The organism is Lichenihabitans sp. PAMC28606 (assembly GCF_020616535.1).
GTDB lineage: Bacteria > Pseudomonadota > Alphaproteobacteria > Rhizobiales > Beijerinckiaceae > Lichenihabitans > Lichenihabitans psoromatis.
Genome location: NZ_CP085136.1, coordinates 2,890,920 through 2,912,237, shown reverse-complemented (window position 1 = coordinate 2,912,237; position 21,318 = coordinate 2,890,920). Strand labels below are relative to the sequence as shown.

Sequence of the window (21,318 nt, the reverse complement as noted above, 5' to 3'; positions counted from 1 at the left end):
AACGACACGGCCGGGGTCACGAGGTTTGGTCAGCGAACCGAGCGCTTGGCTTGAACCACGACCTCCTCCGGCGTGGGCGGATTGGCGGGATGGTAGCTCAGGCAGATGGGTGTCCTGATCTTGGCCGGCTTGCCTGACTTTTCCGAGGCGAAATAGAATTCGCCCATGGCCAGTTTGGCGACATCGTCGGCTGCGCCGCCCTTGCCGGCAATCAGATCCTTCACGCTGCCGATGTCGGTTGGGGAATTCTGCTTGCCGAAAAATTGTGTCGTGCAATTCGACACGATTTTATTGTCGATCCCCTTCGGGGCCTGGGTCGCCACCACCATGCCGAGCCCATATTTACGCGCCTGAGCGAAGAGCCGGACGGCGCTGCCGCGGCTGATCGCGGCCTGGGCCGATGGCATGAAGTTCTGCGCTTCGTCGATCGCATAGAGACGCCCGGTCGGCGACGGGTTTTTCTTGATCCAGCTGAACAGCGTCATCTGCAGCCGGTTCACGAAATCCTCGCGCGCGGCGTCGGACGCCAATCCGGATAGATTGATAACGGAGATCCGCGTGCGGCCGGCATCGGGCCCGTTGAACAGACGCTTCGGATCGAGCACCGGACCATCGACCCGCAGCAGCGGATTGGTCGCAACGGCCGCATGAAGCTGGTCGGCCATGCCGGCCGCCAGTTTCGCGGCATTGCCGATCTCGCTGATGCCGTCCGGGAGATCGGTGAGCAGCGTTGTCATGGCCTTCAGATCGCCGCCGCCCTGCCCGGCGAAATAACGCATCGCATCGGCCAGGACGCCTCTTTGCAACCCGTTCTTCGCCCCAGCCAACGGGGCGACAGTCTCGGTCGCCATCTCGCAGGCCTGATCGCGTTCGTCCAAATTATCGCCGAGACCGGAAAAATCCGGCAGCACCGACAGGAACAGCGGGTTGCCGGCCCGGACCCCGGGCGTCCAGACCACGACCTCGACCGTCTCGCGATAGCGAGCCGCCTTCTCGTCATCATCGGGCGTGAAGCTGCCCGGCCGCTCCGGCCACGGGTCACCGAGCCGCGACAGATCATTGTTCGGATCGATCACGATAGCCGGGATCCCAGCGAGAGCGGCCTCCTCGATCAACCGACGCAGCAACACCGTCTTGCCCGACCCCGACCCCGCGATGATCGCGGTGTGGCGCGGCAGCAGCGCGAGCGGCAGGCTGACGGCCTCGCCACCCACCGCCATGCGATGACCGATCACGATGGCGGTCGGCGGAACCGCGACCAAGGGCGGCGCAACCGCGCGTTTTGTCGGACGTTTCGGCTCGGCCAACGGTGCGGCGACGGGCGAAGCCGCGGTTGCGACACCCTCGATCAGGACGGTCTCGACCGGAGGAGCCGGCATTGCATCCACCACGTCCGAAACCGATGTCCCCGGCGGCGGGCAAAGACCCGCTTGTTTGAAGAACGCCGTGTCGCAGAGCGGCTTGGTGGCACGCAGCCAAGCATCGAATTCGTTGCGTTTGCGATGGTTGGCTGCCTCGTCGCGCAATTGGCGAAGCGCCACGAAGGTCATTAGATCATCCTCGCTCGGATCGATGATGCAGCCGCCTGCCTTGGTGAAGACCTCGACCATCTGCCGGGTCTTGACACCACCCGGCACCGGAGCTTTCCGGATGATGAGCAGACGGCGGTCGGCCATGTCGGCCGTAATCCCCGATGCGGTCAAAGCAGCCCTCAACCGCGACTGGAACGCATTGGCATTGGTATGTTCGAGAGCGCGGTAGCAATAGTGCCGCTCCCGGTCGCTTTCGGCATGGAACGTGAAGGTCAGCCTGCCATGCAGGGGCGGCGTACACTGCGCGGAATCCCCTTTTGCTTCCACGTCGATCGCCTCGTCCGGATCGATCTGCACGGCGTAAAGACCAAAGACGCCGCGCAGCAGTCGGCCGAACTCGCCATCGTCGTCATTCTGGATCAGGCCGGCGATATCGACCTGCCGGCGCATCGCCTCGAGATCGAAGAGCGGCGTCTGCGGCCCTGTGTTTTCTATCGTCTGATCGGCTTCCGGCGCGACCGGGAGAAGACTGTCGCAGAGCTCGATGCGCGCCTCGTCGATACAGTGGCGGCGGAAAGCGTCGCAGCGCATCAGGATGGCGCGGGGCGTCATTCCGCGCCCCGTCGCATTGTCGATCGCGGCCTTGCTGAACGGCCAGGACGGAAAGGCGGGTGTGAACGCCACGGCCGCATAGGCCGGCGTCAACCGGCTGACGATCAGGTTTTCGATATGGGCGCGATCGCCCATGCCGAGCAAAGCCGTCTGCGGTTGAAAGCGATGCACGGCCGAGTCAAGCGCGTGAGCCTTGATTCGCTCCCAGGAGTCGTAGAGGCACGTCACGACCGTCATGCTGCGGTGGAGGACGTCGTAGAGCTCCAGCAGCCCCGCCGCCAGCACCTCGCCGATCGGTTGCGCTGGACGACCGTCCTCGCTGAGGCGGTGCTGAAACATATTGCTTGGAATGACGATGCTGTCGATCTGATCGACAGCGACCAGCGTCGGGCCGGCGAGACTCATGATCCAGGACATGCCGCGCACCAGTTCGACATGGGTCGGAGGCGCGCCTTTGAAGCCGAGCTTTCGCCCGGTGTCTTCCTCGGCCTCGTAACCTTGCAGCCAGCTATGCGCGAAGCTCATGGTGCCGGCATGGTTGGACCGGAGCAGCGCCAAGGCTCGAAACACGTCCTGATGCCGCAGCGCATTGACGCGATCGCCTCGCATCAAGCCACCCACCAGAAGATCGACGATCTTGCTCGGATCGATATTCGGGGTTTCAAAGGCCTCGTGGACCTGTCGCTCGATCTGAAACCGGCGCGCGACGCCGGCCAGCACCGCCTCATGCTGGCGCCGCCCATCCGGCATCTCCTGCAACAGGGATGTCAGGAAACTCAGCGCGGCGCTTTTCCAGAAATCCGTGACGCCGAGAATGTCGAGCAGCACGAACCAGCCGCCCCCGTCCCAGGTGCGTCGGCGCAAGGTGCCGACCAGATGCGTCTTGCCAATCCCGGCTGCTCCGACCAACACGTGACCGGGCGGCTTGGTTGAGGCCTCTTTCGTCTTGCGGAAGAAATCCGCGACAAGGCTGTCGAGCAGAGCTTCGTTGGGTCCGCCAACCGTCGTATCGGCATCGCTCCAGACGCTTTCGAGTGATCGGAGCCAACCGAAATCGGCATCGCGCAGGGCATCGAGAGCGAGGCTCATGGCATGATCCAGAGAACGTGAAAGGGTTCGCCGGCGGGATCGTAGGCCGCCTCGCGATCGGCGGCCGTCAGCGCATTCGGATTGTTGATCCGCATCAGCCGGGCCTTTTTGTCCCCCGCCAGAATGCGTCCCAAGGCGTCGTCCACGGTGACGCGATCGAAAGCCGAGAGATGGGCGCGAATGTCACGCAGCAACGCACTTTCGCCGGTCTTGCCGCCCGTGATCGCCAGATAGGCTTGACCGATCTTGCGCCGCATCCCGACGGGCGTCAGCGCTCGCGCCGACGCCGATCGACCCGCCGCGCGCGGGGATCTCGGCAGTGGCTCGGCCCCCTCGGGCAAGGGGCCGACGAATTCGGCCAGGGTTTCGCCATGCTGCTCGAGATGGGCCGACAGCAGGCCGAGCCAAGCCCGCAGCACCTGATAGGCCGGCGGCACGGCGTCGGTCAGATGCGCGGCCGCCCAGGCCCACCCCTTGTCGTCGAGCTGCAGCAGCAGCGCCCCACGGGCCTGCCGGCTCACTTTGATCAGGCGCCGCGCTTCCAGCTGCTCACGATCGGCCTTGACGACCTCGGGCAGGATCGCGCCCTGAAGGGCCTGACCTCTTTGGCCAAGCAGCGACCAGACCAAAAGCGTCTGGCGCGGCGTCAGTCCGTTCTCACTCATGGCTTGGCCTTCCGCCGCGACGATCCGATCGATCGATCGGTCCGGGCCGACCTCTAAGGTCGGCGCGGTGACGCAAGGGAAGCATTCAGCACGACAGGGTTATGACAGGCCAAGATCGCGCGATGCGACAGCGACGCCGAGGCTTAGCCCGACAAGCCTCAGGCTTTGCGGACGAGGCGAGCCGCGAAGAACCCATCGAGCCCCACGAGCGGCGGTTCGTCGAGCACCGAAAAAAACGGCAGCGTGCGGAGGTCGCCGGCCGGCGTCACGCAATCGGACCAACCGCCGACCTCATCGGCCGTGATGGGCACGCGCGCCACATCCGGGTTGCGCCGCAACAAGCTGGCGATCTGCGCTTCACCCTCCTCAGGCTCCAACGAACAGACACAATAGACGAGTGTGCCGCCGGGCTTCAGCAATCCGAGCGCCCGATCGATCATGCGGGTCTGCAGGGCCGCCAGCGACACGATATCCGAGGCGCGCTTGGTCCAGGCCACATCGGGGTGACGGCGGATCGTTCCGGTCGCCGAACACGGCGCATCGAGCAGGATCGCGTCGAAGGGGTCGGCGGAAAAACCCGCGACGTCGGCGACTTCCGTCTCGGCGCTCATGCCCAGCCGTTCGAGGTTGACGGCGAGGCGCTTGAGCCGCTCGGCCGAGCGATCGACAGCCACCACATGGCCGCCTGCCGCGATCAATTGCGCGGTCTTGCCACCCGGCGCGGCACAGAGATCGGCGACCCGCTGCCCCGCCTCGACGCGCAGCAACCGCGCCGGCAGCGAGGCGGCCGCATCCTGCACCCACCATTCCCCATCGGCGTAGCCGGCGAGGTCTGGGACCGGCACATGGCTGGTGAGGCGAAGGGAGCCGTTCGGCAAGCGCGTCGCCTCGAGCGCTTCGGCCCAGCGCGCGACATCGGCCTTGACGGTGATGTCGAGCGAAGGCTCGATGCGGTGCGCCAGCGCGATCGCGATGGCTTTCGCATCTCCATAGGTCTGCTTCCAACGCGCGGCCAGCCAAGCGGGCGTATCGGCAAACGGGTCGAGGTCGGCGGGGCCTTCGGGCGCCCGGGCGAGATTACGGGCCACCGCATTGGCGAGCGCCGCGAAGGGCTGACTTTTCGGGTCGGTCCGCACCGCGAGGACGCAGAGATTGACGGCCGCGTGATCTGGCACGTCGAGGAACATGATTTGCGCCGCCGTCACCACGAGAAACCACTCGAGGTTGCCGCTCCGCTTGGGCAGCCCGCGCTCGAGAAAGGCCGCGAGCGCCTTGCGGATGGTGCCGAGGCGACGCAGCGACACGACCACGATCGAGCGCACCAGGGCGCGGTCGCGCGGTTCCAACGCGTTGAGTTTGGCCTGCGTGGTCTCGCTGCCAAAGGCCTCGTCGAACCCATGTCCGGCGCCGATCACGTCGGCCAGAATCGCGGCGGCGATCAGGCGGGCCGGCAAACCGGGTGGGTGCTCGACAGGCGCGGCGGCCGGCTTCGCCCAGGACCCGGCTCGAGATCCAGACCGCGGCTTGGCCCGGTCGCCGGTGATGTTCTGCGGACCCGTCGGTTTATTCATTGCATCCTTCATCCCACGGTCGGCGACCGTGGATTCGTCATTCATCCGACCCAACCAGACGACGACCAAACGACGTTTCCCGCCTTCGATCGATGCGCCTCGACCGCAGAACGACGCGCCAGAACCGCCCATGCGAGGGTCGCGCCAGTGACAGAACGGCGCGCGACGCCCTATGTGAACGACAGTGATCGTGACTGCAAAGTCTCGAGTGAATCAGTTTGATCCCAAAAGTGGGTGGAAGCGTGATGAACAGCCCCAAAAACGGCACGGAGCCGACATCCGACGTTGAGCCGGCCGAGCCGGTGATCCAAAAGATCCTGTCGCCTGCGGCACGCCGGGCCTTGGCCGAGGCGGAAGCCCGCCGCGCCGCGCCGCCGATCGATCTCCCGCCTGAGGAGGCAGGTCGCGGCGGCCTCGAACCGGTGCGCTATGGCGACTGGGAAATCAAAGGTCTAACGAGCGATTTCTGATCGGATCGATCGCGCTCGACCCGAGCATCGCCCGCAGTTGCGACGCATAATCGGCCCAGGACGTTGGCTCGACTCTGTCGGGCGGTGGTCGCGACACCGTCATCGCCGCTTTTAGAATCGCGTCGCGCCAGGCGGGCCCGTCGATCGGATCGAGAAGCACCGCGCGCGTCCCAAGACTCGCGCGACATGTCGGCCCATCCGCCGCGAGCACCGGCACACCCATGCCGAGCGCATCGCGCTCAAAGGCCGCGCTGCCCGGCGCGAAGCTCGGCGAGAGGATTGCGCGAGCCCCTAAAGTCAGGGTCCGCAGGCCGTCCGCCGTCACGCCCGGCGCCTCGCGCACAAACGGCCGATTGGTCTCGTTCCAATCCAGCATCGGCTTGAGTTCCTGGATTTGGGCGCCGCGGCGGCCCGCCAGCACCAGCTTCGGCACAGCGGCGCCGGACCGCACAAGATCGCGCCAGATCCCGAGCAACATCAGGATGTTGCCCCGCGCTTCGAGCCGATCGACCGCGAGCAGGTAGGGCGTCCCCGCCAAGGCCGGATCGACGCTGGCTGTCGCCGACCCAGCCAATCGCGATGGGGTCGGCAGAACCGTCAACGGCGGTGACGCGGCGCCGAGAGCAGACGACAAACGATCCCTGGCGACGTCGGTCGGCACCACGAGGCGTCGCGCGAGCCGCGTCATGGCCTGCACCGAGGCAGGGAGCGTCGCGATGATCTCGGCCGCCTCATATTCGGGGAAATCGAGCTGCCAGATGCGGGTCGCGAGGCAGACAGGCCAAATGCCAGGGTGGCCCGCCAACCACGACGCCAGCGCCGGATCGTCCCATCCCGAAAGACCGATCTTGAGCAGGAGTCCTGCTGGCGGCAGGTCGACCGACGCAAGAGGCCGCGTCGCGAGAGCGGCGAGACGCGACCGACCACGCGCGGTCCACCCCGGGCGGGGCGACGATCGTGTAGAGGCGACATCGGCGCCGAGCGGTCCCGAGGCGAGCAGCCACGCGCGAATCGCCATGAAGGCCGCGTCGCCGTCCTGAACCGGCGCGTCCGACGCGACATCCGGCGGCACGGCTTCGAGCCCTCGGCGTGTCCGGATCAGAATCGCGTGAGGCCGCAGCGCCGAGGCGAGCGCCGCAAACCGCGCCGACGATGGCGGTACGCCCGTGGCGTCGAGGATGATCGGAAGGCTCATCGGGCGATCGCCTTACAGATCGTGCAGGAAAGGCAGGACGTCGTCGAAATAGGAGGTCCAGGTCTGCGTGGCCGGGCCGCTCAGCCGCGCACGCCGCGCCATCAAATCGGCGTCGCTCTCGGCAGCGCGCCGCAGGATCTCGTCGCGCCAGCCCGGACCATCGAGCGGCTCGAGATAGACGCTGGTCGCGCCGCCGACTTCGCGATGCGCCGCAATATCCGAGGCGATCACCGGCGTGCCAAGCGCCAAGGCTTCGACGATCGGCAGGCCGAACCCTTCCGTGAACGAGGGCATCAGCAAGGCCCGGGCGCCGCGCACGACCTCCCGCATTGCCTGCGATGTCAGTCCATTGACCTCGATCACATGATCGCCGAGGCCGGGGCAGCGTTCGAGGAGATCGATCACGCCTTGGGTTCGCAAGCCGCGCGACCCGACGATGACGAGCTTCGGCAGCGGCGCCCCACGCTGCAGCATGTCGCGCCACACCTGAAGCAAGAGGATGTGGTTCTTGCGCTGGTCGATATTGCCGACGGTCACGAAATAAGGTGTCGATGCGACCGGTTCCGACGTCGGATCGCCGCCGAGCAGGCTCTCGCTCACCGGAAGCGGCACGACATGGATCGGCATGTCGTGCCGACCGAGCGCCACGAGGCCGTCGCGAACCTCGTCCGCTGCGGCATGACTGGTCGCGATCAGGGCCGTGGCGCGTTTCGCGGCCATCCGTAGCCCCCGCGCGTGATGGCGCGAGAGGATCGGTCCGGAATATTCCGGATAAAGCATCGGGATGAGATCGTGCAGCATCAGCACGGGCTTCACGTCGGGGCGATGGTCGAGCCATGTGAAAAACCAGTCCCACCCGAGCAGGATCTGACCGGTGTTGACGTAGACCGCGCCCTGCGGCACCGCGGCGCTGGCGAAGCGAAGCGGCGACATGCGGGCATTCAGCAACAGGCGGCTGTAGCGCAGGACGGCGCTGCTGCTGGGGGCCGCTCCCGAGCCGTCGCGTGTGGGTAATCGATTCGTCGGTCCAAGGTCGCCGGCAAGCCGCGCCTTGAGCCAAGCCAGCTTGCGATCGTCACCGGGCGGCCGCGTCTCGCGCCAATGGCGCTCGACCGTCCCGGCGAGGCGGCCCGCCTCTTTGGCCGTCAGCACCCCCATTCGGCTGAGTGCCGGCACCAGCCCGACGTTCCGGCCGCCCGGTTCGCCGAAGATGCGGGTCGCATAGCCCATGTCGACACGGTCGATGCCGCGCGGCGTGCTCCCCGCAGCGCCGACGAACATGCGGGTCAGATCGAAGGCGAGAGGATGATGCAAGTGCGTATCGAGGACCGCCAGAGTGTCGCTGATCAGGTGAGGCGCTCTAGCCTAGATCAGAGTGCGCCACAAGCGACGCCGGACGCTGCAACCACCTCTGCAAGGCTTGCGCGGCGGCAGCCAAGCCGGTACGTCGTGCGGCCATGAGCGACCCTCGAATCCTTTGCATTCGCCATGGCGAATCCACTTTCAATGCGGCCTATGCGAATGATGGCGTCGATCCGATGCTGTTCGACGCGCCTTTGACCGAACGCGGACACGCACAGGTCGAAGCCGCACGCCTGCAGCTCCGCGACACGCCCGTGGACGTCGTGCTGACGACACCGCTGACGCGCGCGATGCAGACGTCGCTTGGTATTTTCAGTCAACATCCCTCGCGCCCCGCCATCATCGTCGAAACGTTGCATCGCGAGCGGCTGGAAAGCTCCTGCGATCAGGGGCGCTCGCCCGATCTGCTGATGGCTGAATTCCCGACCCTCACGCTCGATCACCTTCCTGCGACCTGGTGGCATGCCGAGGGAGAGCCCGATGGACGCGGCATCACGGTCGAGCCGCTCGAGGTCATGATGGCCCGCATGGAGCAGTTCGTCACCGCCCTCAAGACCCGCCGGGAAGCCACGATCGCGCTCGTCGGGCATGGCACGTTTTTCCACCACCTCACCGGGCGATGGCTCGCCAATTGCGAAGTGATGGAGTGGCATTGGGATCACCCGCGCGTGCCGGCGGGCGACTGACCGGGGCGGCGGTTCAGAACTCCTTGGTGCGCTTAGCCGGATCTGGCTCGATCAGCAGCTGGCATTTAAAGCTGAGCTTTGCCAGATTCTTGTTGAGACACTCGACGATCTGCTTTTCGTCCGGCACCGCATCGTTACAGACCTTGAACACATCGGCTTGACAGGCGTCCTGCTGGCTCTTGGTGCCGCGCGCGTCTGCGAAAGCGACGGTGGTCGAGGCGATAGCCAGAGCGGCAGCGAGACAGGTCATGCGACCAAACATCGTTTCTTCCTTATGCGTGACGAACTCCGACCGCCGGTCGCGTCCGAGAGACTGGCGACGGCGATCGAAAGCATTCCCGGTGAATGATCGCCGTCAACGCCGACCCCGACAGCGCATGACGAGGAGGCATCGATGAAAGTCCTCCTTGATCTGACGCGATTGCGCCACGAGGGCAAGATCACGGCTGATGAATACGATAAATTGATCCGCCTGTCCGAGCGGGAGACCGGGTCCATGGCGCTCAATCTGCTTGTCGCTTTCGGGGTGGTGGCGGTCGGCGGCGCAACGCTCGCGCTGGCGCCAAGCATTGCCACCGCCGTGGCGCTCGGCATCGTCATCACCGGATTGGGCTTGGCGCTCCGGCCACGCGCGCCTTTGGCAATGCTGGCCACCATCTGCATCCTGGTCGGCGCTCTTTTGTTATCCGGCAGTCTCCTGGTCGAGGCCGGCGGTTCACCCCCCGCCTTCGTGCTGGTCGCGCTTCTCCTGGCGGTCGCGGCGGGTCTTACCGAAAGCGGTCTGCTGATCGGTGCCAGCGTCCTAGCATTGGCTGGCGCGCTGGGCGGGGCCGGGAGCTATTCGCATGCCAGCTACGGTCTCGTCGTGCAGCAACCGACTTTGACGATCGTCGTCTTCGCGGCGCTCGCGCTTGGCGCCGACCGGCTGGCGACGCATCTCCCGCCCGCCTTCGAGCGGCGCGCCCTTCTGGCGGCCCGCACGTCCTTGCTTCTCGTCAATTTCGGCTTCTGGGTCGGATCGCTGTGGGGCGACAATCTCGATTGGCTGCATCGGAGCGCCGCCTCCGACGAGCAATCGACGGTGCTTCCCGCCGTGTTATTCTCTATCGGCTGGGCGCTCGCCCTCATCGGTGTCGCGATCTGGGCGGCGCGGCGCAATCGCCGCTGGGTCCTGACCGTGGCGGCGGTATTCGGCGCAATCCACTTCTACACGCAATGGTTCGAGCGGCTCGACGCGACGCCCGAATCGGTGCTTCTCGCGGGCTTGATCACGCTCGGGATCGCAGCGGGGCTGTGGGCCTGGAGCCGCCGAAGCAAGCGAAAGCCGACCCCCTCCACATAAGAGAAGACGCTGAAAAGCGGGTGTCGCAACGGCCCGAATCATGGTTGAACACCGTTTCTCGAACATCCTGGAAAGCCTGTCGGGCGCTCGACACGTCACGCTCGAGCCGCGGCGACCGGCCAACCAGCTTGGTTCGAGACCATCCGTACGCGACCGCAACGTTCAGGCGTTCGCACTTCGCGTCGGCACATCGAAAGACACTCCCGCATGACGGTGATGGCTGCACCTTCGACGCCTTCCGACCCCGGTATGGGCTCGCGCCAATTCATTGGCCTTGTGGCCGCTCTCATGGCCATCAACGCTCTCGCGATCGACTCCATGCTTCCGGCGCTTCCGACCATCGCCCATTCGCTGGGCCTGTCGCACCCCAACCAGCAGCAATGGATCGTCACGGCCTATTTGATCGGGTTCGGTAGCGCGCAGATCTTCTACGGGACCTTGGCGGATCGTTTCGGACGCAAGCCCGTCCTGCTGACCGGCATCTCCATCTATGTCGTGTGTAGCATCGCGGCGGCGCTCGCCACCTCGCTGGAGACCATGCTGATCGCGCGAGCCTTACAGGGCGTTGGCTCGGCCGCGACGCGCGTGCTCGCCGTCTCGATTGTCCGCGATTGCTACTCGGGCAGCCAGATGGCGCGCGTGATGTCCTTCTCGTTCATCGTATTTCTGGCCGTGCCGATCATCGCGCCATCGCTCGGGCAATTGATCATGCTGGTTGGGCCATGGCGGTGGATCTTCGGCGCCCTCGCCTTGTTCGGACTGACCGTGATGCTCTGGTCGACGCTGCGGTTGCGCGAAACGCTGCATCCGAACGACCGGATTCCGATCGAAATCCACCGGGTCTGGGCCGCCTACCGCGCCGCCCTCACCAACCGGACTGCGGTCGGCTACATGCTGGCCATGACCATGATGCTGGGCGGGCTGTTCGGCTTCATCAACTCGGCCCAACAGGTGTTCGGCGAGGTGTTCCAGGCTCCTCGCCTGTTTACCGCCATCTTCGCCCTCATCGCGCTGTTCATGGCGCTGTCGTCGCTGCTCAACGCACGGATCGTCGGCCGGCTCGGGACACGTCGCGTCTCCCACATCGCACTGCTGGGTTACATCTTTTTCGCGGTCGTCCATGCGCTGGTCGCGATCTGCGGTCTCGAGACGATCTGGAGTTTCACCATCCTGCAGGCCGCGATGATGTTCGGCTTCGGGCTCGTGGTCTCCAACTTCGGCTCGCTCGCCATGGGGCCACTCGGCCATCTCGCCGGCACCGGCTCCTCAGTCCAGGGCTTCGTCACCACGCTCGGGGGTGCGCTTCTCGGCTTCTACATCGGACAGCAGTTCGATGGCACGGTGGTGCCGATCACGGTCGGTTTCGCGGCGCTCGGGCTTGCGGCACTCGCCTGTGTCGCCTTTGCCGAAAAGGGGCGGTTGTTCGCACGCCACAGCATCGTTCAGGAGAATGAGGCCGTCGCGGGTCATTGAGGCGCGACCGACATGATCGGCTCAAGCCGCGGCCGCGATCCGCATCAGGGCTTCCCAGCGCCTGGGCCATGCGTCCAGAAAGGCCGGCACCTCGCTGGCCGGCATCGCGGGTTGGAACAGGAAGCCCTGCCCGCGCGGACAACCGAGCGCCCGAAGGAAGCGCAATTGCTCGGCGGTCTCGATGCCTTCGGCCACGACGTCGAGCCCGAGACTGTCAGCAAGACCGATGACGGCCGAGACGATCGCGACGTTATCGTGCCGCGCCGGGATGTCGCGCATGAACGAAGAGTCGACCTTCAGCAGGTCGACAGGGATTTGCTGAAGATGGCTCAGAGAGGCGTGACCCGTTCCAAAATCATCGAGCGCGATGGTGATGCCCGCGTCGCGCAGGCCTTGCAAGACGGCCTCGGCCACCGCGATATCCTTGCTGAGCAGCACCGTCTCGGTCACTTCGATCACGAGATGCGACGTCTTGAGGCCGTGCGCCTCGACGGCTTGTCGCAGCCGCGTCACGAGGCCCGTGCGGCGAAACTCGAATTCGGAGACGTTCAATCCAACGCGGCCAAACGGCAATCCGGCCGCGTGCCACCGGCCCATGTCGGCTGTCGCACGCTCCACCATGCAGTCACCCAGCATGAGAGAGAGATCGGGATCGTCGAAGACCGACATGATCGAGCCCGGCGGCTGAAAGCCCGACGTCGGATCTCGCCAGCGGAGCAGAGCCTCGAAACCGTGGATCACCCCAGTTTTGAGCGAGATGATCGGTTGATAGAAGGGCTCGACGCGCCCGTCGGCGACGGCAGATCGAACGGTCGCCAAGATGGTCATCTGATGATCGCGCTCGAGCCGGATCGCGGGCGAAAACATGGCGGCGCGCGCTCGTCCGCCGGTCTTCGCTCGATAGAGTGCCAGATCCGCCGCTTTCAGCAAGGCGGCGGCGTCCCGCTCATGGTCAGGGAACACGGCCGCCCCGATGCTGGCGTGACAAATCAGCAGGTGGCCGCCGACCTCGACCGGCGCGTTCAAGGCGGCGAGAAGCCGACCGAGCGGTTGATCGACATCGTGCGGCTGCTGGAACCCCGTTAAAATGACCGCGAACTCGTCCCCGCCGAGCCGCGCGACGGTGTCGGACGCGCGCAAGCCCTCGTTCAACCGCAGCGCCTGAGCGCGCAGTACCGCGTCGCCGGCGTCATGGCCGAAGCTGTCGTTGATGTCTTTCATCCGATCAAGATTGACGAGGAACAACGCCACGGTGCAGCTATGGCGTTCCGCATATTGAAGAGCTTTAGCGAGACGATCGTGAAATAAGGCACGGTTGGGCAGGTTGGTCAGCGTGTCATGATTGGCGACATGCCAAAGTTGGGCCTCGCTTGCCTTATGGCTCGTGATGTCCTGGAGCACGCCGGTCAGCCGCGTCGCGACGCCGCCGACGACCTCCGCCTCCCCCCTGATGTGAACCCAGCGCCTGGTATTGTTGGCGGTCACGAGCGGCGTCTGGATATCGAACGAGCCAAGCGACGCGACCGCGCGATCGATTGCGGCCGCGATCTTGCCCCGCTCTTCGCCGGGATAGAACGACAAGGCGAAATCGGTCGTAATCGCCCGACCGATCGGCACCTCGCTGATGCGGTAGATCTCATCCGACCAGAAGAGGCTGCCGGTCTGCAGGTCGAGATCCCACCCGCCTACATGCGCCATACGCTCGGTCAGGTCGATCATCACGTTCTGACGCCGAAGCTGGCGCCGCTGTCGCCACAGATCCACCCGCCCCAGACGTCTGCGCCGAATCTCCACCTCGAGCCGCGCAGACGCGCGTTGCGATCGCAAAGCATCTACCGCCATCGCGGCGAGCCGTTGCAATTGCACGGCCTCTCTCTCGCCAAACCCGCGCGGTTCCGGTCCGGCAAGGCTTAAATTGCCCATCGGAAAACCCGGCTTCAATTCGAGCGGAACTCCGGCATAGAATCGAAGACGCGGCCCGCCGGTCACCAGGGGATGATCGGCGAACCGGCTTTGCCGCAGATCCTCGATGGTTTGAACCTGTTGGGTGGCGGCCGCCGGATCGAAGAAGGTCGAGAGAGGGGGAGACGGATCGACGTCCACGCCCCACCGGGAGGAGAGCCAAATCCGTTGGCAATCGAGAAAGCCCGCGACGGCGAGCGGCACGTCGAAGACGTCGCGCGCAAACGCGCCGATCCGGTCGAGAGCGTCCTTCAACGTCGCCTCGGTCAGTACGCTCGAATCCTGCACGTCCTGACCTCAGCCTCGTTCAGACCGGCGAACGTCGTCATGACGTTGCGTAAGTTCAGGCTATTCTTACAAGATGAACGTCGCTTTTCTATCGCTTTCGATAATTATGGTTCAAACCTTTTCATGGTTCTTGTTGCAACGCACCAATTCCGGTGGCTCCCTCCACCGGATCGGCGCGACGCGCGAGAATCCGAACTGTCGCACGATCACTATGTCCGGCGGCATCCACCACCGTCACGGTCGTGAAGCCTTCTCCCTCCGGCCGCCAAAGCGCCTCGCGTGCGAAGCTGCGGCTCTCGATCGGCTGACCGTCCACCAGCCAACGATACGGACGCTGACCACCGAGCGCCGATAGTTTCACCGGACTTTGTAGCGCCGCGCCCGCATCGCCATCGACGAGCAGACGAGAACCCTCGATCGGGAAGCTGATGCGTGGGCGATCGCCGTTCGGATCGTTCGTCGCGTCGAGCCGCACCAACGCAGGCGGGGGCGGCCCGGCAAAGACCGGCTCGAGCTTGCGGCGCTCGATCGGATCGGGTGGCAGCAGATCGAACAGGCGGAACAGAATTTGTGCCGCCGCGACCCCGACGCAGGCCGCGCAGGTGCCCCCATCCGCCCGCCCCATCCAGACGCCGATCGCGTGGTGTTGATCGAACCCGACGGCCCACCCATCGCGAAAGCGGTAGGAGGTGCCTGTCTTGAAGGCGATGCGCCCGGCGCGTGCGCCGAAGCCACCGGGCGGCGGCATGTCGGATAGAATATCGACGACCGCATCGGCGGCCGCCCGACCCATGAGGATGCCACTGGACGCGTGGGGAGCGCCCGGGGTCGTCGTGAGGGGATCGACCTCTCCCCCACGCGCCAGTGCCGCATAGGCGGTCACGAGAGTCTGAAGCGTCGTTCCCGCGCCGCCTAGAGCGACCGGCAATCCCGGCGCCGCATCCGTGTCGCCGAAGGCAAGCGACAGACCGGCCTGCTTGAACCGCTCGGTAAAGACAAGCGGCCCAAGGCGTTGCAACGTCACCACGGCCGGAAGGTTGAGCGACATCTGAAGGGCCTGCCGGACCGTGACGTCGCCGTTGAAACCGCCGTCGAAATTATGCGGCGCATAATCGTCGAACCGGGTGGCGGCATCGCGGACCAGACTGGCGGGATGAGCCAATAGCCCATCGAAGGCCATGCCGTAGATAAAGGGTTTCAATGTCGACCCCGGCGAACGCATCGCCTGCGTGAGGTCGATCGCGCCACTGCGACGTCGATCGAAATAATCGCCGCTTCCGACGCGCGCCACCACCTCGCCGCTTTGCCAATCGGCCATGATGGCCGCGACATTGACGGGGCGCGGCAGCGAGCCGAGCGCCTGAGCCAGAATGCGTTCGGCCCCATCCTGCAGGTCATGATCGATCGTGGTTCGAACCGCGGCGCCGGCCGGAGCTGTGCCGGCGAGTTGCTCGGCGAGATGCGGCGCCAAGGCTGGCATGGCGTGACGCATCGTCGGCACCGGCGTCAGCATTGCGGTGCGAAGCGAGCCCGTCGCCACGATTCCATCGGCAGCGCCTCGCCGCAACACCTTGGCGCGCGCGGCTTCCGCGGCCCCGACCCGCCGGTCGGGCCGCAAGCCGGTCGGGTTCTGAGGCAGCGCAACCAGCAAAGCCGCTTCAGCATCCGACAGCGCGGAGGGTTCCTTGCCGAACCAGGCCAAGCTTCCGGCCCTGACGCCTTCGACATTGCCGCCCATCGGCGCGAGTGTCAGATAGATCTGGAGAATGTCGCGCTTGGATAGCCGCGTCTCGAGCTGTATCGCCCGGAGGATCTCGATCAGCTTGGACCGGAGCGTGCGCGGCCGCGGCTCGAGGAGGCGCACGACCTGCATCGTCAGGGTCGATCCCCCCGACACCACCCGGCCATGGGTCAGCACTTGCAGACTGGCGCGGACGAGCGCCAGCGGATCGACGCCCGGGTGGAACCAGAATCGCTTGTCTTCGATATCGACGAGAAGGTCGCGATAGGTCGACGAGACCGTGTCGGGGTCGGGCCGCAAGCGCCAGAGTCCGCCCTTGGTCGTGAAGACCCGCAAGGGCACGTCGGACCGATCGAGCACCGCTGTCGAGGTCTCGGCGAGACGCGTGAAATCCGGCGGAAACAGACGATCGAGCGCCAGGACACCGAGCGACACGACAACGATGACCACCAGAGCGCCGATGGTCAGGCGACTGCCCCAGACTTTTGGGCCGGTCAGATCCGCGTCTGCGCCGCTCACTGCGGCTTGCGCGGCGCCTGGACGTCGAGCACCCCGGCATCGCTCCGCGCATGATACGACGGCGCGTACATATCCTCGACCTGGACACCGGGACGCGCGTAATGGCCAGGCGTCACGGCGCGAACCACATAGGCGAGTTTGAAGCCGCGCGAGCCCTCGCTGAGGTCCAGGCCGGCAAGATAGCGGTCGTCGCGCACGGCCGTGAAGGTTGGCTCCGTCACATCCTTCAGCCAGGCGAATTGCGTCGCGTCGCGATCGCCGGACAAGCCCACGTTACCGGGCTCCAACCCAGCCGGAAGCATGTCGACGATCAGCACCTTGCGTTGCAACCCCTCGCTCATGCCCCCCTCGACCACGATCACGAGTTCGTCGTTCTGATGCGTATCGGCAAGATCGGCCGGCTTCCCGTCGAGGTGGAAATAGCTTCTCTGGATCGTGAAGCCATTGGCTTCGGCGGGCTGCGGGCCCGCCGGGACCCCGGTCGTGGCGAGAGACAGATAGACGATGTCGGACGCCTTGTTGACCACGTCCACGGTGCGGCCCTGGCCGAGCGGGATCGTCATGAGAGCGCTCGATCGGCCGCTGATGGCCTTGCCGTCGAGATCGACGTTCAGCGGTGTCTTGCTCTTGAGGTCAAAGGCGTTCCGCAGCATCCAAGCGTCTTCCTGGGTGCTGCTGTACCCTTTCCCATCCGTCCGGCGCGCAAGGTCCGCCGCTTGGCTGATCAGGGCGGCTTGCGGCAGCAGCTTTTCCTCGTTGGCCAACGACAGAGCCATCGCCTTGTCGCGCAGGTCGCTACCATAGTCGTTCAGATAGATGTGCGGGTCGCGCGTGATCGGCGCGGCCTTCATCAAACCAGCGGCGAGGTCCCGCTCCCCCGCATGAGCCATCGCGGCCGCGAGTTGCACACGCGCGATGTCGCTCGGCAGGTGGTCGGCGGTGCGAGACGCCATGTAGCGCAATTGCGAGAGGTCGAGCTTGCCGGCCCGGCTGAGCACGACGGATGCGTAGCTGTTACCCGCAACCTCGATCGGATCGACACTGCCGGTCGCGAAGCGACCCGCCAGCCAGGTTAACGCCCGTGCCTTCATGCTCTCAGGGACGTTCAAGCCCTGCTTTTCGGCATGTTGCAGAAAATCGACCACATAGGCAGTCAGCCAGGCATTGCCGCTGTCGAAAGCCGACCAATAGCCGAAGCTGCCATCGGCCGCCTGCAGGGAGAATAGCCGAGCGATGGCGCCCTGCCCCGTCACGTTGTCGCCGGTCGCAGCTTTCACGGCGCCGCCGAGGCTCGCGACATAAAGTTCGGGAAAGGCGCGGCTGACGGTCTGTTCGGCGCAGCCGTAGGGGTAGCGGCGCAATTGAGCCAGGAGGCCGGGGACATCGAAGGCCGGGACGGTCGAGACCGTCAGATCGAGGGTCGCCGTGCCGGGGAGGAGATCCTGTCCCAGCGCGTCGCCGGCCGTAAGCTTCTGACCCGGATCGAGCGTGCGGATCTGGCGCTGCGTCACATAGGGATTTGGCGAGCGGACGCCGATTTCGAAATCGCGTTCCGTGGTCGTGCCGTCGTCACCCGTGACGACCATGTGGATCCGGCCCGCACCGAGTGCACCGGTCGCCGTCAAGGTCCGATCGACGAAGCGGCGCTTGTCGCGTTTGACATCTTTGAAAAGTGCATCGTCACGGTCGAGCGCAATCGCGCCCGAGGTCGTGAACGCCACCTTATAGGTCTGCTCCGGCGCTTCGAGATCCGTCAGCATGACGCGGGCCTGCGCCTTGTCGCCAGGGCTGAGGAAGCGCGGCAAGGTGAGTTCTGCCAGAAGGGGAGGCCGCACAGTGACGGGCCGCTCGGCCCGCCCAAAGCGATCCGCCGTCCAGGCCACCGCCATCAGGCGCAGTCTGCCGCTGAAGTCCGGAATATCGAGCGTGACGGTGCCGTGCCCGTCGGCGTCCAACCGAACGGGCCCCTGAAACAGCGCGACCGTCTTAAAGGTCTTCACATCGAGACCGCCCATCTGCAGTTTGGCGCGGGCATCGCCGCCCTGCACCAGTCGCCCCGCCTGCCCGGCTGGATCGATCAACACCCCATAGATGTCGCGCAGCTCGAACCCTGGCTCCCGACGGCCGACGAAATAGTCGGCCGCATCAGGCGTTTCGAAACTCGTCATGCGGAGAACCGCCTCGTCGACCGCCGCGAGTGTCACATAGACGGGCTGATCACGCGGAGCGCCCTTGACCGACACGTCGATGGCCAGTTTCGACTTCGGCTGGATCTTGTCCGGCGCGCCAAGACTGACGTCGAGCCGATGCGACGCGGCCGCCCCCGGCACCCAGCCGATGCCGACCGCGCGAACCGGTAGACGCGGCACCACGCCGCCGGCCGGGGAGATCGCCACGGCCAGCACGTAGGCGCCACTAGCCGGAACATCGGCCGCGTCGAACGACACCGTATCGCCGCCCTTTGCCATCGTCAGTTCCTGCACCTGATGCAGGCCATTGCCCTCCAGCATCACGAGCACGCGGCCCGCAAAGGCCGGCTCGACCCTGGCCCGTATGGTCCCGGCGGGGGCAGACGCATCGATCGTCACCGGCAGTACATCCGGCTTGCGATTGTCGGCCTCCGCACCGCCCCACCAGCCCGCGCCGAAGCGGACGCTGGTCGCGGTTTTCCCGTCGGCATCATAGACTTCGAGCCGGAATCGACCGCTCGTGACAGGGGCGGTGATGTGGCCACGCCCATCGGCGCCAAGCGTCACTTCGCCACCATTCTGCCGCGCGTCGTTGACGATCTCCTCGGATTGCCAGCGGCCGTCGCGATAGAAGTAGGTGTAGTCGTAATCCTCTTTGACGAGGTCCCACTTGAGACTGCCCGATCCGATCGGCGTTCCGACCGGATCAAGCAACACGACGTCGAAGCCCGCGTCGGCTCCCTCCGCCACGCCATAGCCAAAGGTTGTCCGAACCCCGATGAATCGATTTGCGGTGTGGAGCGGCCTCGTCGCCTGGGCCGTTACGGCGCGTCCATCGATGTCGTTGACGGTCGCCAGAAGAGCGACCTCGAGCGGCGAGGTCGAGTCGGGCGCGGCATCGTCCTGCAGCGTGACGGTCGCATGGCCTTTGTCGTCCGTCGTAAAGGTCTGGGCCGTGAGTGATTTGGCCAGGAACTGTTCCTGCACCAACCCGAAGCGATAATCCTCAAACCCCCTGAACGGGGCGCTGGCGGCCTGGATCGTGCCTTCGACCTGTCCGGTCAGCGCGGCACCGGGGCTGCCATAGAAGTAATCGGCCTGCACATTCGCTTGAATCGGACCCGCGGCATCGAGCGGACCTGCGGCCGCATCCAGTTTCGCCTCGAGACGCGGCGGCACGAAATCCTGGACCGAGACCGTGACGCTGCCGACATGCTCCTTCCCGCCGGCACCCGCCCAAATGGTCCATTCTCCACTATAGGCATTGTCCGGCACATGGATGTCGATCGAGCCGCCACCTGCTGTGGCAAGGTCCGGCTTCAGGGTTTCGACCTCGATCCCGTCGGGCCGCACCACATGCAGCAGCAGCGGCGTGGTCGGCACGAGGGCCGCCTTCGCGTCACGCAGCAGCGTTCCGAGATGGATGGTCTCACCCGGACGATAGATGCCCCGATCGGTCCATAAGAAGGCATCGAGCGCGCCGGGCGGGGTCCGCCCCTTGGTATCGAGATCCGTGAGGTCGAGCGCCGGCGCATCGATCTGCAGCCACGTGAAATCGCCACGGGCCAGCGATGCGGCGAGGACGCGCGGGCTGTCGCCGTTCTCGCCCCGCAACAGGCCGCCGGGGATCATGACCCGGCCGTCCTGGTCGGTCTTATAGGAGGCCAGCACCTCGTTGCTGCGGGCGATCAGGCGAACGTCGACATCCTTGATCGGCACGGCCGTTTGCAACGAGCGCGCACTGACCAGCATGCCAGCATCGGTCTTGACCGTGAACAGTCCGATATCCGAAATGCTGAACCATTGCGTGGCGCGCTCGCCATCATCCTCGGGCGTCGAGCCGTCGCGGATGGCGGTCACAACATAGACGCCGGGCGTCAGGGTCTTGATGAGCTGGTCGATCGGGATCGTGGTCGCGACCTGCTGGTTAGGTTTGGAGGCGATATCAAGCCGCCCTTCGAACAGCTTGGTGCTGCGATCGGCAATCTGCGCGAGACTGTAGCCGCTGAGCACCTGGCCGAACCACTCGTTGCCGACCTGATCGGCCAGCGCCCGTTCGCCGAAGCGATAAACCACGATATGGGCCTTGCTGACGTTGACGCTCTTGAGCGGCAGGCCGACGCCCTTCGTATAGGGCAGCAGCGACTTGCCGGTGTCGAACGTCATGCGGGCTTCGCGGTCGGGCACATCGACCGCGACTGTGACGTCCTTCGGCAAGGTCGATCCGTCGGCGGCGGGCAGACCCGCCTTTAGCCGCACCGTGTAATGGCCACCATGCGCGAGGCCTGTCAGGCAGAGATCCTTGCCACGCGTTTGAAGGCTGTGGTCGGTCTTTGGATCGAGCGAGAGGAACGGCTCGAATGCACTGCCTTCATGACGCGGCAGCGGCGACGTGAAGCTGAAACAGGCGGCTGGCACCGCACGATCGGGTTGGACCGTCACATTGAGATAGTCGGCGGCGTGAGCGCCCCCGATGGCGCCGAGCAGCAAAGAGGTCGGGACGAAAAGCCCCAGCAAGACCCGTGATAGTGTGCTCAACGATCCCTCACGACGCATGGCGACCGGCTCCCATCGACTGTGGGTTCAGTGACAGGCCTCGACGTCGATTGCGTGACGTCGGGC

At 65.5% G+C, this 21,318-nt stretch carries 13 protein-coding genes; 4 read left to right on the top strand and 9 right to left on the bottom strand.

What is annotated here, in order from left to right; translation table 11 throughout:
* Window positions 1-29: 29 nt before the first annotated feature.
* From LGH83_RS13700 to LGH83_RS13690, 3 genes are all read right to left on the bottom strand, one after another.
* On the bottom strand, window positions 30-3,233 hold the full coding sequence (locus tag LGH83_RS13700; protein ID WP_227399140.1) for an ATP-binding protein: 3,204 nt from the start codon (window positions 3,231-3,233) through the stop codon (window positions 30-32).
* On the bottom strand, window positions 3,230-3,898 hold the full coding sequence (locus tag LGH83_RS13695) for a hypothetical protein (protein ID WP_227399139.1): 669 nt from the start codon (window positions 3,896-3,898) through the stop codon (window positions 3,230-3,232). The genes LGH83_RS13700 and LGH83_RS13695 overlap by 4 nt, the downstream gene beginning before the upstream one ends.
* Before the next feature lie 158 nt (window positions 3,899-4,056).
* The gene (locus tag LGH83_RS13690; protein ID WP_227399138.1) at window positions 4,057-5,469 is read right to left on the bottom strand and encodes an RsmB/NOP family class I SAM-dependent RNA methyltransferase; all 1,413 of its coding nucleotides are present in this window, start codon (window positions 5,467-5,469) and stop codon (window positions 4,057-4,059) included.
* 245 nt (window positions 5,470-5,714) lie between these two features.
* Here LGH83_RS13690 and LGH83_RS13685 point away from each other — a divergent pair, with 245 nt between their 5' ends.
* Complete coding sequence (locus tag LGH83_RS13685) at window positions 5,715-5,939, top strand: DUF1674 domain-containing protein (RefSeq protein ID WP_131194654.1); 225 nt, start codon at window positions 5,715-5,717, stop codon at window positions 5,937-5,939.
* Here LGH83_RS13685 and LGH83_RS13680 read toward each other — a convergent pair.
* Both LGH83_RS13680 and LGH83_RS13675 read right to left on the bottom strand, forming a co-directional pair.
* A complete protein-coding gene (locus tag LGH83_RS13680; protein WP_227399137.1) occupies window positions 5,914-7,134 on the bottom strand; it encodes a hypothetical protein in 1,221 nt (406 codons plus the stop codon). The genes LGH83_RS13685 and LGH83_RS13680 overlap by 26 nt on opposite strands.
* 12 nt (window positions 7,135-7,146) lie before the next feature.
* On the bottom strand, window positions 7,147-8,448 hold the full coding sequence (locus tag LGH83_RS13675; RefSeq protein WP_227399136.1) for a glycosyltransferase family 4 protein: 1,302 nt from the start codon (window positions 8,446-8,448) through the stop codon (window positions 7,147-7,149).
* 143 nt (window positions 8,449-8,591) lie between these two features.
* On the opposite strand from LGH83_RS13675, the gene LGH83_RS13670 reads away from it, so the two are divergent.
* Window positions 8,592-9,182: a histidine phosphatase family protein gene (locus LGH83_RS13670; RefSeq protein ID WP_227399135.1), complete on the top strand. Its 591-nt coding sequence runs from the start codon at window positions 8,592-8,594 to the stop codon at window positions 9,180-9,182.
* A 13-nt stretch (window positions 9,183-9,195) separates the two neighbouring features.
* Here the strand turns inward: LGH83_RS13670 and LGH83_RS13665 are convergent, their stop codons facing one another.
* Window positions 9,196-9,432 (bottom strand): cysteine rich repeat-containing protein, encoded by a 237-nt coding sequence (locus tag LGH83_RS13665; protein WP_170314066.1) that lies wholly within the window; start codon window positions 9,430-9,432, stop codon window positions 9,196-9,198.
* A 144-nt stretch (window positions 9,433-9,576) separates the two neighbouring features.
* On the opposite strand from LGH83_RS13665, the gene LGH83_RS13660 reads away from it, so the two are divergent.
* Both LGH83_RS13660 and LGH83_RS13655 read left to right on the top strand, forming a co-directional pair.
* Window positions 9,577-10,524: a hypothetical protein gene (locus tag LGH83_RS13660; RefSeq protein WP_227399134.1), complete on the top strand. Its 948-nt coding sequence runs from the start codon at window positions 9,577-9,579 to the stop codon at window positions 10,522-10,524.
* Window positions 10,525-10,731: 207 nt separating this feature from the next.
* Window positions 10,732-11,997: a multidrug effflux MFS transporter gene (locus LGH83_RS13655; RefSeq protein WP_227399133.1), complete on the top strand. Its 1,266-nt coding sequence runs from the start codon at window positions 10,732-10,734 to the stop codon at window positions 11,995-11,997.
* A gap of 21 nt (window positions 11,998-12,018) precedes the next feature.
* On the opposite strand, the gene LGH83_RS13650 is transcribed toward LGH83_RS13655, so the two are convergent.
* The 3 genes from LGH83_RS13650 to LGH83_RS13640 all read right to left on the bottom strand — a co-directional run bounded on the left by LGH83_RS13650 (window position 12,019) and on the right by LGH83_RS13640 (window position 21,234).
* Window positions 12,019-14,247, bottom strand: a complete 2,229-nt coding sequence (locus tag LGH83_RS13650; protein WP_227399132.1) for a putative bifunctional diguanylate cyclase/phosphodiesterase — start codon at window positions 14,245-14,247, stop codon at window positions 12,019-12,021.
* A gap of 121 nt (window positions 14,248-14,368) precedes the next feature.
* On the bottom strand, window positions 14,369-16,507 hold the full coding sequence (gene pbpC, locus LGH83_RS13645; RefSeq protein WP_227399131.1) for a penicillin-binding protein 1C: 2,139 nt from the start codon (window positions 16,505-16,507) through the stop codon (window positions 14,369-14,371).
* Window positions 16,504-21,234 (bottom strand): alpha-2-macroglobulin family protein, encoded by a 4,731-nt coding sequence (locus LGH83_RS13640; protein WP_227399130.1) that lies wholly within the window; start codon window positions 21,232-21,234, stop codon window positions 16,504-16,506. Before LGH83_RS13640 ends, pbpC begins: the two co-directional genes overlap by 4 nt.
* Between the last annotated feature and the right edge of the window lie 84 nt (window positions 21,235-21,318).

Excerpts from the sequence above, each read along its gene's own strand:
- LGH83_RS13655 (WP_227399133.1), top strand. The coding sequence starts at position 10,732 with ATGACGGTGATGGCTGCACCTTCGACGCCTTCCGACCCCGGTATGGGC.
- LGH83_RS13665 (WP_170314066.1), bottom strand. The coding sequence starts at position 9,432 with ATGACCTGTCTCGCTGCCGCTCTGGCTATCGCCTCGACCACCGTCGCT.
- LGH83_RS13685 (WP_131194654.1), top strand. The coding sequence starts at position 5,715 with ATGAACAGCCCCAAAAACGGCACGGAGCCGACATCCGACGTTGAGCCG.
- LGH83_RS13695 (WP_227399139.1), bottom strand. The coding sequence starts at position 3,898 with ATGAGTGAGAACGGACTGACGCCGCGCCAGACGCTTTTGGTCTGGTCG.
- LGH83_RS13660 (WP_227399134.1), top strand. The coding sequence starts at position 9,577 with ATGAAAGTCCTCCTTGATCTGACGCGATTGCGCCACGAGGGCAAGATC.
- LGH83_RS13670 (WP_227399135.1), top strand. The coding sequence starts at position 8,592 with ATGAGCGACCCTCGAATCCTTTGCATTCGCCATGGCGAATCCACTTTC.
- LGH83_RS13680 (WP_227399137.1), bottom strand. The coding sequence starts at position 7,134 with ATGAGCCTTCCGATCATCCTCGACGCCACGGGCGTACCGCCATCGTCG.
- LGH83_RS13700 (WP_227399140.1), bottom strand. The coding sequence starts at position 3,233 with ATGAGCCTCGCTCTCGATGCCCTGCGCGATGCCGATTTCGGTTGGCTC.
- LGH83_RS13690 (WP_227399138.1), bottom strand. The coding sequence starts at position 5,469 with ATGAATAAACCGACGGGTCCGCAGAACATCACCGGCGACCGGGCCAAG.